Below are 13,084 nucleotides of genomic sequence, written 5' to 3'. Positions count from 1 at the left end.
GTCTCGCAGTACAGTGCGGTGTACAGCCGAGTACACCGCGGTACACCCCATCGTAGTTCAATACATTGAACTCTGTCATCCAAAATATTGGACGGAATGTGTCGGACCTCGATCAGCTCACGCAGTCGCTCGCCCGCAATCTGAAGCGGTGGCGCAACGATCGCGGCTTCACGCTGGACGCGCTGGCCGCGCGGGCCGGAGTCAGCCGCGGCATGATCATCCAGATCGAGCAGGCCCGCACGAACCCCAGCGTCGGCACCACGGTGAAACTGGCCGACGCCCTCGGAGTCTCCATCACCACGCTCCTCGACTACGACCAGGAGCCCCAGGTCCGCCTCGTCCCGCCCGAGCAGGCCGTGCGCATGTGGTCGACCTCCACCGGCAGCCACACCACCCTCCTCGCCGGCACCGAGGCCCGCGGCCCGCTGGAGCTCTGGTCCTGGACGCTGATGCCCGGCGACGGCAGCGCCTCCGACCCCCACCCCGACGGCACGACCGAGCTGCTGCACGTCACCCGGGGCGTGCTGACCCTCGTCGTCGAGGGCGCGGAGCACTCCCTCCCGGCCGGCACCTCCGCCGTCTTCGAGGCCAACGTCCCGCATGCCTACCGCAACGACGGCGACGAGCGGGTGGAGATGACGATGGCCGTCTCCATCCCGCCCGTACGGTGAGACGCCCAAACCCCGGCAGGACACGCCTTGTTAGCGTGGCGGGCATGCGCGCCCCCATCGGAGACTTCGACGACGTCCGACCCGCCCCCGACTGCCTGGACCTGCTGACGGAGCCGGTCGCCGCCGCCGTGCGCGCCTGGCAGGGCGCCGTGCCGGCCGACCAGCTGCTGTACGTGGACACGGATCCGGCGATCGCCGACACGGCCGTCTTCGTCGAGCACTACGGTCAGCGGCTGCTCGACGAGTCGGCGAACTGCGTGATCGTCGCAGGGAAGCGCGGCGAGGTGACGACCCTGGCCGCCTGCGTGGTGCGTTCGGCGGCCCGCGTCGACGTCAACGGGGTCGTCCGCAAGCACCTGGGCTCGCGCAAGGTGCGGTTCGCGCCGATGGACACCGCGACCGGCGACTCCGGCATGGAGTACGGCGGCATCACGCCGGTCGGGCTCCCCGCCGACTGGCCGGTCCTCGTCGACGCCGCCGTGGTGGACACCGCCTGGGTACTGATCGGCAGCGGCCGGCGGCGGGGCAAGCTGATCGTGCCGGGCAAGGCCTTCGCCCAGCTGCCCGGCGCCGTCGTCCTGGAGGGCCTGGGCGTCACCGCCGGCTGAGGCGCGTCAGCCCAGGCGCGGGATCTCGATCGCGGGGCAGCGGTCCATGACCATGTCGAGTCCCGCCTCGCGGGTCCTCGCGTACGCCGCCTCGTCGAGCACCCCGAGCTGGAACCAGACCGCCTTCGCACCGACGGCCACCGCCTCGTCCGCGACCTGTCCGGCGTGCTCGCTGTTGACGAACACGTCGACCACGTCCACGGGGAAGGGGATGTCGGCGAGCGAGGCGTAGCCCGTTTCGCCGTGGACCGTCTCGGCCTTCGGGTGGACGGGGACGATCCGCTTGCCGAAGCGCTGCAGGACGGCCGCGACGCCGTACGCCGCGCGCGCCTCGTTCGACGACAGCCCCACGACCGCCCAGGTGTCGCCCGCGTCGGTGAGGATCCTGCGCACCGTGTCCGACTCGGTCGTCGTGGTCTCGCCGCTCATCCGCTGCCTCCCGTGGCTCGTTCGTTCCCCTCCTGAACGAGCCCGGCCCGCCCATGATTCCCGGGCGGCCGCCGGAGCGGCTCGCGTGCTTCCCGGACGAGGTCCGCCCGCCGCCCGGGAGTGGCCCGCGTGCGTCTCCAGCGGTTCCGGCCGCGGAGGAGGGCGGCGCCGCCCTCCTCCGCGGCGGGCGCATAGGGTGGCGGGATGCACGAGCAGTACCGCACGGTGGCCCGCGAGGGCGTGCACGAGACCGAGATCAACCGCTCGCGCTTCCTGTGCGCGCTGGCGCCCGTCGCCACCGAGCAGGAGGCGCAGGCCTTCGTCGCACGCGTCCGCAAGGAGCACCCCACCGCCACGCACAACTGCTTCGCGTACGTCGTCGGTGCCGACGCCTCCGTCCAGAAGGCCAGCGACGACGGGGAGCCGGGCGGCACCGCCGGCGTCCCGATGCTCCAGATGCTGATGCGGCGCGACATGCGGTATGTCGCGGCCGTCGTCACCCGCTACTACGGAGGCGTCAAGCTCGGCGCGGGCGGTCTGATCAGGGCGTACGGCGGTGTGGTCGGCGAGGCCCTGGACGCGCTCGGCACCCTCACCCGGCAGCGCTTCCGCCTCGCCACCGTCACCGTGGACCACCAGCGGGCGGGGAAGCTGGAGAACGATCTCCGGTCGACGGGGCGCTCGGTGCGCGAGGTGCGGTACGGCGAGGCCGTCGCGATCGGGATCGGCCTGCCGGACGCCGACGTGGAGGCCTTCCGCGCCTGGCTCGCCGATGTGACGGCCGGCACGGCGACCCTGGAGCTGGGCGGCGAGGCGTACGGCGACGCCTGAGCGCCCCGGCCCCCGGGACACAGCCGCCCCAGGGCCCCGGGCCGGGCGCGGGAGAGCGCCCGGACAGGTGCCCCGGCGGCCGGACCGGCCACCCCCGGCGGCCGCCCGTAAGGGTCTCGATCGGTGGTCCGTGCGAAACGAGGTGCTCGGGCGCGCTAGCGTGGTCGCTGCTCCTCGACGGCGCCCGTGCGGGTGCCGTGGCGGCCGGGGGCGGACAGCGGAACACATGCGGGGCGGAGCGGCACGGTGAGGATCATGCGGGGCGGGGCGGGACGTTGAGGATTCTGCACACGTCGGACTGGCACCTGGGCCGCTCCTTCCACCGGGTCGGCCTGCTCGACGCCCAGGCCGCCTTCCTCGACCACCTGGTGAGGACGGTGCGCGAGCGCGAGGTGGACGCCGTCCTCGTGGCCGGAGACGTCTACGACCGGGCCGTGCCCCCGCTGCCCGCCGTCGAGCTCTTCGACACCGCCCTGCACCGGCTCGCCGAGGCCGGCGTCCCGACCGTGATGATCTCCGGCAACCACGACTCGGCCCGCCGCCTCGGAGTGGGCGCCGGGCTCATCGGGCGCGCCGGGATCCACCTCCGTACCGACCCGGACGGCGTCGGCACCCCCGTCGTCCTCACCGACAGCCACGGAGACGTGGCCCTCTACGGCCTGCCCTACCTCGAGCCCGCCCTGGTCCGCGAGCGGCTCGGAGCCGCCAGGGCCGGACACGAGGCGGTGCTCACCGCCGCCATGGAACGGGTGCGCGCCGACCTCGCCGCACGACCGGCCGGAACCCGGTCCGTGGTCCTGGCGCACGCCTTCGTCGCGGGCGGCGAGCCGAGCGACAGCGAGCGCGACATCACGGTCGGCGGGGTCGCGGCCGTGCCCGCCGGCGTCTTCGACGGCGTCGACTACGTCGCCCTCGGGCATCTGCACGGCAGCCAGACGGTCACCCCGCGCGTGCGCTACTCCGGTTCCCCCCTCGCCTACTCCTTCTCCGAAGCCGGCCACCGCAAGACGATGTGGCTGATCGACCTCGGCCCGGGCGGCGAGATCGACGCCGCCGAACGGATCGACTGCCCGGTCCCGCGGGCACTCGCCCGCATCCGGGGCCGGCTCGACGACCTGCTCGCCGACCCCGCCCACGCGCGCCACGAGGACGCCTGGGTCGAGGCGACGCTCACCGATCCCGTACGCCCCGCCGAGCCGATGGCCCGGCTCGTCGAACGCTTCCCGCACACCCTCAGCCTGTCCTTCGAGCCGGAGCCCACCGAGGGCGACCCGCACGGCTCCTACGCGCAGCGGCTGCGCGACCGCAGCGACCAGCAGATCGCGGTGGACTTCGTGGCCCACGTCCGCGGCGGCGCGGGGCCGGACGGATCCGAACGGGCCGTCCTGTACGGCGCCTTCGACGACGTACGCGTCGACGCCGAGCGGCGCGAGGTGGGCCGGTGAGACTCCACCGCCTCTCCGTCACGGCGTTCGGGCCCTTCGGTACCACCCAGGAGATCGACTTCGACGCCTTGTCCTCCGCCGGGCTGTTCCTGCTCCACGGACCCACCGGCGCGGGCAAGACCTCCGTCCTCGACGCCGTCTGCTACGCCCTGTACGGCGCCGTGCCCGGTGCGCGGCAGACCCCGGGGGCCTCGCTGCGCAGCGACCACGCGCCGGCCGGGACGGCCACCGAGGTCGCACTGGAGCTGACCGTGGGCGAGCGACGGCTGGAGATCACCCGCCGCCCGGCCCAGCCGCGGCCCAAGAAGCGCGGCGGCGGCTTCACCACCGAGAAGGCACAGAGCCTGCTGCGGGAGTACGACGCCACGACTGGTGAGTGGAACGGGCTGAGCCGCTCCCACCAGGAGATCGGCGAGGAGATCACCCAGCTCGTCGGCATGAGCCGGGAGCAGTTCTGCCAAGTCGTCCTGCTGCCCCAGGGCGACTTCGCGCGCTTCCTCCGGGCCGACGCCGAAGCTCGCGGCAAGCTCCTCGGCCGGCTCTTCGACACCCGGCGGTTCGCGGCCGTCGAAGAGCGGCTCGCCGATCTGCGGCGCGCTTGCGAACAGCGCGTACGGGAGGGGGACGAGCGGCTCCTCGCCCTCGGCCACCGGATGGCCCAGGCCGCGGGGAGCAGCGCGGTCGCCGAGCGGCCGGGCGAGCCGGGGCTGGCCCACGCCGTGCAGACCCGGGCCGCCGTGGCGCGCTCGGAGGCGCGGGAGGCGCTCGACATCGCGGAGGTGCGGGTCGCGGCCGCCGAAGGCCGGCAGTCCGCCGCCCGGCGCGCGCTGGACGCGGAACGGGACCTGGCCGCCCGGCAGGCGCGCCACGCCGAGGCCACGCGCAGGCGGCGAGAGCTGGAGGCGAGCAGGTCCGAACGGGACGGCTGGGAGGCCACACTGGACCGGGCCCGCAAGGCCGGGCTCGTGGCGCCCGCGCTGAGCCTGCGTGCCGACGCCGAGCGCGACCACGCGGCGGCGAGCGCGGCGCGGGAGAGGTCGCGTGGGCTGCTGCCGGCCGACCTCACCGACGCCGGAGCCGAGCAGCTCTCCGCCCTGGAACGGCGGCTGCGCCAGGAGCTGGGCGGCCTGGAGTCCGCGCGGCGGGCCGAGCGGCGCGCCGTCGAGATCACCCGGGAGCGCGACGTCCTGGAGCGGCAGGCCCGCGCGGACGACGAGGTCCTGCAGGAAGCGGCCGCCTGGCTGGCCGGCTGGGGGCCTCGGCGCGTCGAGCTGGCGGCCCGTATCGAGTCCGCGCAGGAGGCGGCCGCCCGCGCCGAGCACCTCGCCGGCCGGCTCGAGCCCGCCCGCCGCCGCCTCGCGGCGGCGCGCCGCCGCGACGATCTGGCCCGCCGGACGGCCGACGCCGAGGACCGGCTGACGGCCGCCCGCGAGCAGCGCAACGACGCCCACGAGGCATGGCTCGACGTCAAGTCCCGCCGTCTGAGGGGCATCGCGGCCGAACTGGCCGCCGGCCTGACCGACGGCGACCCCTGTCAGGTCTGCGGCTCCGCCGAGCACCCGGCCCCCGCCCGCACCGGCGCCGACCACGTCGACCGCGCGACGGAGGAGGCCGCCTACGCCGCCTTCGCCCGGGCCGACGAGGACCGTGCCGCCGCGGAACGCGACCTGGCCGTCACCCGGGAGGCCTGGGCGGCCGCCCGCGCCGATGTCCTGACGGGCCTGGCGGACGGCCCGCACGCGGCCGCCGTCGCCGCGGTCCGTACGGGGGCCGCGGACGCGACCGCCGGGCACTCCGGCCACGAGAGCCACCCCGGCGCGAGCCGCACGAGCCACCTCTCCACCGGGCCCGGCACGTCCGGTGCCTCCGGCGTCGGGGGCGAGGCCGGCTCCGGGACGGTGGAGAGCGCGCAGCCGGCACGCGACACCGTCCCCGGGCAGCGCGCGCCGGAGGCGGGACCGGGGAGTCCCGCCGACCGTGCGGGATCCGACTCCGGCACGCCGCCCGACCCGGACGTCGCCGACCTCGCCCGCGAGGTCGAGGAGCTGACGCGCCGTCATGCCGAGGCGCACGCACTGGCCGGACAGACGCACGGCGCCAGGGAAGCCCTCGCACGGGCCGAGCGTGAGTACGAGGAGAGGGTCGCCGCGCAGCGCGAGGCCGAGCGGCGGGTCGCCGCGCGGACCTCCCAGCGCGAGGCGCTCGACCGCGAACAGAGCGACCTGGACGCGGAAGTGGCCCGTGGCCGGGGCGAGTCCGGCTCCGTCGCCGAGCACGCCTCACGCCTGGAGCGCCGGATCGGCATCCTGCTCGACGCCGCCGAGACCGTACGCTCCGCTGAACTCACCGCGGAGCGACTGAAGGAGGCCGACGACCGGCTCGCCGACGCCGCCTTCCGCGCCGGGTTCGACACCCCGGCCGCCGCCCGCGCCGCTCTGCTGGGCGAGGGCGAGCACCGGGACCTCCAGCGCCGTCTCGACGCCTGGCACGCCGAGGCCGCCGCCGTCGCCGACCGGCTCGCCGAGCCGGGGACGCAGGCCGCCGCGGAGCGTCCGCCCGCCGACCCGACGGGCGCCGAGGCCGCCCACTCCGCCGCCGAGCGGGCCCTGCGCGACGCCACCTCGGTGCTCGCCGCCCAGCGTGACCGGTGCGCCGAACTCGCCCGGCTCTCCCGCGAAGCCGACGCGGAGGTCCGCCGTCTCGGCCCGCTCCGTGAGGAGTACGACCGTGTCGCCCGGCTCGCCGGCCTCACCGCGGGCACCTCGGCCGAGAACGAGCGCAGGATGCGGCTGGAGTCGTACGTCCTCGCCGCCCGCCTCGAACAGGTCGCCGCCGCCGCGACCGCCCGCCTGCTGCGCATGTCCTCCGGCCGCTACACCCTCGTCCACTCCGACGCGCGTTCCGGTGGCAGGCGTGCGGGGCTCGGACTCCATGTCGTCGACGCCTGGACCGGACACGAGCGCGACACCGCCACCCTCTCCGGCGGGGAGACCTTCTTCGCCTCCCTGGCCCTCGCCCTGGGCCTCGCCGACGTCGTCACCGACGAGGCGGGCGGTGTCCGGCTCGACACCCTCTTCATCGACGAGGGCTTCGGAAGCCTGGACGACCAGACCCTCGACGAGGTCCTCGACGTCCTGGACTCCCTGCGCGAGCGTGACCGCAGCGTCGGCATCGTCAGCCACGTCGGCGACCTGCGCCGCCGGATCCCGGCCCAGCTGGAGGTGGTGAAGGAGCGCCACGGCTCGGCCGTGAGGCTCCGTACCGGAGGCGGGCCCGGCGGCTGACCGCACTCCCGGGCCGTGGGACGGCGGGCTCGGCGGCCGACCGGGGCTTCGTAAGCCTCAGGCGGGCTCCGCGGTCGACCGGGGCTTCGTGGCCCTCAGGCGGCATCGGCGGTCGACCGGGGGCCTCGTGGGGCGGGCTCGGGCGGTCGATCCGGGCGCCCAGGGGCGCGAGGCCGGCTCAGGGGCCGATGGTTCGTGGAGGCTCTGAGACGGGCTCAGCGGCTCATCGAGCGCCGGGGCCGTGAGGCGGGCTCAGCGGCTGATCGAGCGCCCGGGGCCGTAAGGCGGGCTCAGCGGCTGATCGAGCGCCGGGGGAGCGGTGAGGAGTAGACGACGCTCGTCGTCACCGAGCCGAGCGTCATGACCTTGCCGGAGATCTCCTCCAGATGCCGCATCGACCGTGCGGCCACCTTCAGGACGAAACAGTCGTCGCCGGTGACGTGGTGCGCCTCGAGGATCTCGGGTGTCGCCTCGATCAGGTCGTGGAAGGGCTTGTAGTTCCCGTGCGGATAGCGCAGCCGGACGAAGGCGAGGACCGGCAGCCCGAGCCGCTCCGGATCGATCACGGCGGTGTAGCCCGCGATCACGCCCGTCTCCTCCAGCCGCCGCACCCGCTCCGTCACGGCAGACGCGGACATCGACACGGTCCTGGCCAGATCGGCGAAGCTGGCGCGGCCCTGGCTTTGCAGGGCCTCGATGAGGCGCCAGTCGGTGGCATCCGGTGTGTATCCGCTCATGCGCGACAGATAGCAGGCGATTCCCCGGCCGATCAAGCGAGCCCGGCTGCTTCTCACGGCTCGGACGCCTCGTCGCGGGGGCACCCGGGCGGGCACGAGGCCGGGGCGGCGGCGGACCCGCCGCCGCCCCGGGGCGGCCCGGCGAGGTCAGAGACGGGAGATCTCGTCCACCAGGTCGTCCAGGCCCAGCGGCCCCTGCGACAGGGCCGCCATGTGCCATGCCTTCGCGTCGAACGCGTCACCGTGCGCCGCCTTCGCGTTGGCCCGCCCCAGCAGCCAGGCGCGCTCGCCGAGCTTGTAGCCGATGGCCTGCCCCGGCATCGACAGATAGCGGGTCATCTCGCTCTCGACGAACGACGGCGGCCGGCTGCTGTGCTGCTGGAAGAACTCCTGGGCGAGCTCCGGCGTCCATCGCTCACCCGGGTGGAAGGGCGAGTCGGAGGGGATCTTCAGCCGCAGGTGCATGCCGATGTCGACGATCACCCGGCAGGCGCGCATCATCTGCCCGTCCAGGTACCCCAGCCGGCGCTCGGCGTCCGGCAGGAAGCCCAGCTCGTCCATCAGCCGCTCCGCGTACAGCGCCCAGCCCTCCGCGTTGGCGCTGACCCCGCCGATGGTGGCCTGGTAGCGGGAGAGCCGGTCGGCGACGTGCACCCACTGGGCGATCTGCAGGTGATGGCCGGGCACCCCCTCGTGGTACCAGGTCGACACCAGGTCGTAGACGGGGAAGCGGGTCTCGCCGTCGACCGGCAGCCAGGTGCGGCCGGGACGGGAGAAGTCCTCGGACGGGCCGGTGTAGTAGGGCGCTGCGGCGCCGCCCGGCGGGGCGATCCGGGACTCCACCTTCCGTACCCGCTCGGCGAGTTCGAAGTGCGTGCCGTCGAGGGCCTCGATCGCCTCGTCCATCAGGTTCTGCAGCCAGACACGGACCTCCTCCACCCCCTCGATGTGGGTGCCGTGGACATCGAGGTGGGCCAGCGCCTCCCACGGACCGGAGCCGGGAAGGATGCGCTCCGCCTCGGTCCGCATCTCGCCGAGCAGCCGGTGGTACTCCGACCAGCCGTACGCGTAGGCCTGGTCGAGGTCCAGGTCGGTGCCGTTGAAATAGCGCGACCAGCGCTGGTAGCGCTCACGGCCCACGGTGTCCGGCGCGCCGGCGACCGCGGGGGCGTACACATCGCGCATCCAGTCCCGCAGCGAGGCGACGGCGTCGTTCGCGACCCGGCCGGCGGCGGCCAGTTCCGTCAGCAGATCGGCGTCGAGGGAGTCGGGCCGCGCGGCGGCGAACTCCTCGAACCAGCCCGGCCCGTCGGAATCGGCGCCCGACCACTCGGTCAACTGGTCCACGAAGGTGGCTGTCGGCCGGGGGCCGCCCAGCAGCTTGCGCTCCAGGCCCAGGGCGAGCGAGGCGCGGTAGCCCTCGAGCGCCGTGGGGACCGCCCGCAGCCGCTCGGCGACGGCCTTCCAGTCGTCCGGCGTCTCGGTCGGCATCACGGTGAAGACCATGCGCACGCTGTGGGCGGGCGAGCGCATGTTGCTGACCGCGCACAGGCCCTCGTCCGCGTCGTGCACGGCGAGTTCGGCCGTCAGGCGCTCCCTCAGCAGTCGGCCGCACCGGCGTTCGGCGTCCGTGTCAGCGCCCGGCTGCCGCTCGGCCTCGTCGAGCGACGCCAGGGTGCGGCGGGCGAGTTCGGCCACCGCCTCCTGTCCGGCGGGGGAGAAGTCGGGAAGCAGGCCCGCGCTCTCCTTGACTCCCAGGTATGTACCGGTGATCGGGTCGAGTGCGATGAGTGCGTCGACGTAGGTGTCGGCGACCTGGCGGGGCAGCGCGCTGCTGGAAGTCTCTGGCATGGGGTTCATCCTCGTGCCTCCACGGTCCCCGCGTCATCTCAATCGATCTCAGTCGGCTGACAAATGAGCGCCCTGGCCGGGCGGCAGGAGGGGACCGCACTCCCATTGCTGGAAGATGAGGCGGGTCTCGACGCGGGCCACCTCACGGCGGGAGGTGAATTCGTCCAGAACGAGTCGTTGCAGGTCGGCCGGGTCGGCGACGGCCACGTGCACCAGGTAGTCGTCCGGGCCCGTCAGATGGAACAGCGCCCGGGACTCCGGGAGCGCCCGGATCCGCTCCACGAACGGACCGATCAGTTCGCGCCGGTGGGGGCGCACCTGGACGAGAAGAAGCGCTTCGAGCCCACGGCCGAGTTTGGCCGGATCCAGTCGTAGCTGGTGCCCGAGGATCACCCCGGTGCGGCGCAGTCTGGCGACCCGGTCCAGGCAGGTGGAGGGCGCCACGCCGACCTCGGCGGCGAGCTCGCGGTAGGTGGTCCGTGCGTCGTTCTGCAGGAGGCGAAGAATGTGCAGATCGACCGGGTCCAGTACGACAGAATCGGCCATGCGGCGAACGTAACACGGAGAATCGGCACTACCCTCCGGTATTCGTTCACAGTGCCGCCCATGGACTACGACGCCTCGACCACCCCCAGGGCTCTGGCCACCGAAGCCGTGCACGCCGGCCGCGAGGACCTCGCCGGCCTGGGCCTGCACGCCCCGCCGCTCGACCTGTCGACCACCTACCCGTCGTACGACACGCGGGCCGAGGCCGCGCGGATCGACGAGTTCGCCGCCACGGGAGCCCGGCTGGACGGTCCGCCCGTCTACGCGCGCCTCGACAACCCCACCACCGCCCGCTTCGAGTCGGCTCTCGCCCGGCTGGAGGGCACCGACTCCGCGGTCGCCTTCGCCAGCGGCATGGCGGCGCTGACCGCCGTCCTGATGGTGCGGGCGAGCATGGGCCTGCGGCACGTGGTCGCCGTCCGGCCCTTGTACGGCTGCAGCGACCATCTGCTGAACGCCGGACTCCTCGGCACCGAGGTGACCTGGACCGATCCGGCCGGGATAGCGGACGCCATCCGTCCGGACACCGGCCTGGTGATGGTGGAGACGCCGGCGAACCCGACCCTGGCGGAGGTCGACATCCGGGCCGTCGCCCACGCCTGCGGCTCCGTGCCGCTCCTGGTGGACAACACCTTCGCGACCCCGGTGCTCCAGCGGCCGGCCGAGCACGGCGCCCGGATCGTGCTGCACAGCGCGACCAAGTACCTGGGCGGCCACGGAGACGTCATGGGCGGTGTCGTCGCCTGCGACGAGGAGTTCGCCCGCTCACTGCGCCAGGTGCGGTTCGCGACCGGCGGCGTGCTGCACCCGCTGGCCGGATATCTGCTGCTGCGGGGGCTCTCCACCCTGCCCGTACGGGTGCGGGCGGCGTCGACGACGGCCGCGGAGCTGGTCCGCCGGCTCGCCACCGATCCCCGCATCGCCCGGGTCCACTACCCGCGGGTGGGAGGGGCGATGGTCTCCTTCGAGGTGTACGGAGACCCGCACGACGTGATCGCCGGGGTACGGCTGATCACGCCGGCGGTCAGTCTCGGCAGCGTCGACACCCTGATCCAGCACCCGGCCTCCATCAGCCACCGGATCGTGGCCGAGGGAGACCGGCGCTCGGCGGGCGTCAGCGACCGGCTGCTGCGGATGTCGGTCGGCCTCGAGGACGTCGAGGACCTGTGGCGGGACCTGACCCAGGCCCTCAGTGCCTCCCCTGCCGAGGCGAGCCGCTCGGGACTTCACCGTACGCAGGACGGTTCGCCGGGCGAGCCGCTGCGAGCCGAGCGGTGATGACCAGGGTGCCCTCCTCGATCTGGTAGTCCAAGGGGAGGTTCAGCGCCCGCATCGCGGCGACCATCCCGGTGTTGGAGGACTGCGTCACGGCGTAGACGCTCTCGCAGCCCGCCTCCACGGCCATGGCGACCAGCCGCCCGAGCAGTTCGGAGCCGATGCCCCGGCGCTGCCAGGCGTCCTCGACCATCAGGGCGACCTCCGTCTCGTCGCCGTCCCAGAGCAGGTGGCCGAGGGCGACGAGACGGCCCGAGGACGACTGCGCCGTGAGCGTGCGCCCGAAGCGGGGGCTGAGGAGATGGTTCAGATAGCGGTCGGCATCGCCCACCGGCCCGTGGTAGCGCAGGCCGAGCGTGCGCGCGGAGCAGCGGTCGTGCATCGCCCGTGCCGCGACGACGTCGCGCTGGTCGGCCCGGCGGACGGTGATCTCGCTGCCCTCGGGGAGGGTCAGCACGTCCTGGCCGCGCGGCATGCGCGGCCCGAGCCGCGCGTCGAGCTCCACGAGGGCGCGGGCGCGGGCGAACTCGGTCGGGGTGAACGGCAGATAGGGCCGCTCGATGGTGATGGCCCCGCCGTTCGGGTCGCGCAGCCGCATCACCGTCTCCTCGAGGACGCCTTCTACGGGGGCGGTCTCCCCGGTGGGGCGCCCCGACAGGGAGACGGCCGGCAGTGAGTGGATGGTGCAGCGGCCCAGGAGCTGGCGCAGGGCGAGGGGGAGTTCGGCGGCGTCCAGGGCGGTACGGGTGGCGAGGCCGAGCAGCCGGGTCGGCGTGTCCACGAGGTCGTGGGCGTCGGCCCGTTCGATCCAGGTGCCGCTGCCGCCGGCCGCGGCGATCTCCCGGGTGAGGTGACCGGCCTCGACGGTGGCGGGGGCGCGCAGCAGGAACTCGTCCACCGTGCCCTCGGCCAGCGGATGGGTCTGGAGGGTGAGGATGTCCACGTCGTGGCGGGCCAAGGCGGTGCACAGCGCGGCGAGGCTGCCGGGGGTGTCGCGGACCGTGGTCCGCATCCTCCAGAGCACGGTCGCGACGGGCTCGGCGGGCCCGTCCGTCCCGGCGTCCTCGCTGCGGGCCGGCGGCGGGGTCGTCCCGCCGCCGGTATGGGCGACGGGCGGCGCATGGCTGTGGCGCCGTTCCCACCACGTGTGGAAGGCGGCGGTCGCGATCAGCGCGATCGCCGAGAACACCAGCATGAACGGACCTTCGGCGCCACGGACGACGGTCTTGGCGATCGTGTCCGCCACCACCACGGCCGTGAACAGCGCGGCCAGTTCGATGAGGTCACGCCGCCAGTGGTGGGGGCGGCGGGCGCTCTTCCCGGAAGTCACATCAGTCATGACCTCACTGTGACCCAGCGGTGTTGCGCGATCACGAACGATGTGTGACTGATGGGTTAAGCGCCAAT

Annotated in this window: 11 protein-coding genes; 6 read left to right on the top strand and 5 right to left on the bottom strand. The window is 74.0% G+C overall.

From position 1 onward, the window contains the following. Nucleotides 1–98: 98 nt before the first annotated feature. A complete protein-coding gene (locus tag AB0K65_RS08685; protein ID WP_365715027.1) occupies nucleotides 99–671 on the top strand; it encodes an XRE family transcriptional regulator in 573 nt (190 codons plus the stop codon). A gap of 44 nt (nucleotides 672–715) precedes the next feature. After that, nucleotides 716–1,279: a YbaK/EbsC family protein gene (locus AB0K65_RS08680; RefSeq protein WP_365715026.1), complete on the top strand. Its 564-nt coding sequence runs from the start codon at nucleotides 716–718 to the stop codon at nucleotides 1,277–1,279. A gap of 6 nt (nucleotides 1,280–1,285) precedes the next feature. On the opposite strand, the gene AB0K65_RS08675 is transcribed toward AB0K65_RS08680, so the two are convergent. After that, nucleotides 1,286–1,708: a CoA-binding protein gene (locus AB0K65_RS08675; RefSeq protein ID WP_365715025.1), complete on the bottom strand. Its 423-nt coding sequence runs from the start codon at nucleotides 1,706–1,708 to the stop codon at nucleotides 1,286–1,288. Nucleotides 1,709–1,912: 204 nt separating this feature from the next. On the opposite strand from AB0K65_RS08675, the gene AB0K65_RS08670 reads away from it, so the two are divergent. The 3 genes from AB0K65_RS08670 to AB0K65_RS08660 all read left to right on the top strand — a co-directional run bounded on the left by AB0K65_RS08670 (nucleotide 1,913) and on the right by AB0K65_RS08660 (nucleotide 7,268). Next, nucleotides 1,913–2,539, top strand: a complete 627-nt coding sequence (locus AB0K65_RS08670) for a YigZ family protein (protein ID WP_365715024.1) — start codon at nucleotides 1,913–1,915, stop codon at nucleotides 2,537–2,539. 275 nt (nucleotides 2,540–2,814) lie between these two features. Beyond that, nucleotides 2,815–3,984 (top strand): exonuclease SbcCD subunit D, encoded by a 1,170-nt coding sequence (locus AB0K65_RS08665; protein ID WP_365715023.1) that lies wholly within the window; start codon nucleotides 2,815–2,817, stop codon nucleotides 3,982–3,984. Further along, nucleotides 3,981–7,268, top strand: a complete 3,288-nt coding sequence (locus tag AB0K65_RS08660; RefSeq protein WP_365715022.1) for an SMC family ATPase — start codon at nucleotides 3,981–3,983, stop codon at nucleotides 7,266–7,268. The genes AB0K65_RS08665 and AB0K65_RS08660 overlap by 4 nt, the downstream gene beginning before the upstream one ends. A gap of 290 nt (nucleotides 7,269–7,558) precedes the next feature. Here AB0K65_RS08660 and AB0K65_RS08655 read toward each other — a convergent pair whose 3' ends face one another. The 3 genes from AB0K65_RS08655 to AB0K65_RS08645 all read right to left on the bottom strand — a co-directional run bounded on the left by AB0K65_RS08655 (nucleotide 7,559) and on the right by AB0K65_RS08645 (nucleotide 10,402). Beyond that, nucleotides 7,559–8,005, bottom strand: coding sequence for an Lrp/AsnC family transcriptional regulator (locus AB0K65_RS08655; RefSeq protein WP_365715021.1), 447 nt, complete (start codon nucleotides 8,003–8,005; stop codon nucleotides 7,559–7,561). 147 nt (nucleotides 8,006–8,152) lie between these two features. Continuing rightward, the gene (locus AB0K65_RS08650) at nucleotides 8,153–9,856 is read right to left on the bottom strand and encodes a DUF885 domain-containing protein (protein ID WP_365715020.1); all 1,704 of its coding nucleotides are present in this window, start codon (nucleotides 9,854–9,856) and stop codon (nucleotides 8,153–8,155) included. Between the two features lie 48 nt (nucleotides 9,857–9,904). Continuing rightward, on the bottom strand, nucleotides 9,905–10,402 hold the full coding sequence (locus AB0K65_RS08645; RefSeq protein ID WP_365715019.1) for an Lrp/AsnC family transcriptional regulator: 498 nt from the start codon (nucleotides 10,400–10,402) through the stop codon (nucleotides 9,905–9,907). Nucleotides 10,403–10,462: 60 nt separating this feature from the next. On the opposite strand from AB0K65_RS08645, the gene AB0K65_RS08640 reads away from it, so the two are divergent. Further along, nucleotides 10,463–11,680: a PLP-dependent transferase gene (locus AB0K65_RS08640; protein ID WP_365715018.1), complete on the top strand. Its 1,218-nt coding sequence runs from the start codon at nucleotides 10,463–10,465 to the stop codon at nucleotides 11,678–11,680. Here the strand turns inward: AB0K65_RS08640 and AB0K65_RS08635 are convergent. After that, the gene (locus AB0K65_RS08635; RefSeq protein WP_365715017.1) at nucleotides 11,592–13,016 is read right to left on the bottom strand and encodes a GNAT family N-acetyltransferase; all 1,425 of its coding nucleotides are present in this window, start codon (nucleotides 13,014–13,016) and stop codon (nucleotides 11,592–11,594) included. The two genes, AB0K65_RS08640 and AB0K65_RS08635, sit on opposite strands and share 89 nt — an antisense overlap. Between the last annotated feature and the right edge of the window lie 68 nt (nucleotides 13,017–13,084).

This window comes from Streptomyces sp. NPDC053755, from assembly GCF_040677675.1.
Classification (GTDB): domain Bacteria; phylum Actinomycetota; class Actinomycetes; order Streptomycetales; family Streptomycetaceae; genus Streptomyces.
The sequence above is the reverse complement of the archived record's forward strand: the minus strand, read 5'-3'. Positions and strand labels throughout refer to the sequence as shown.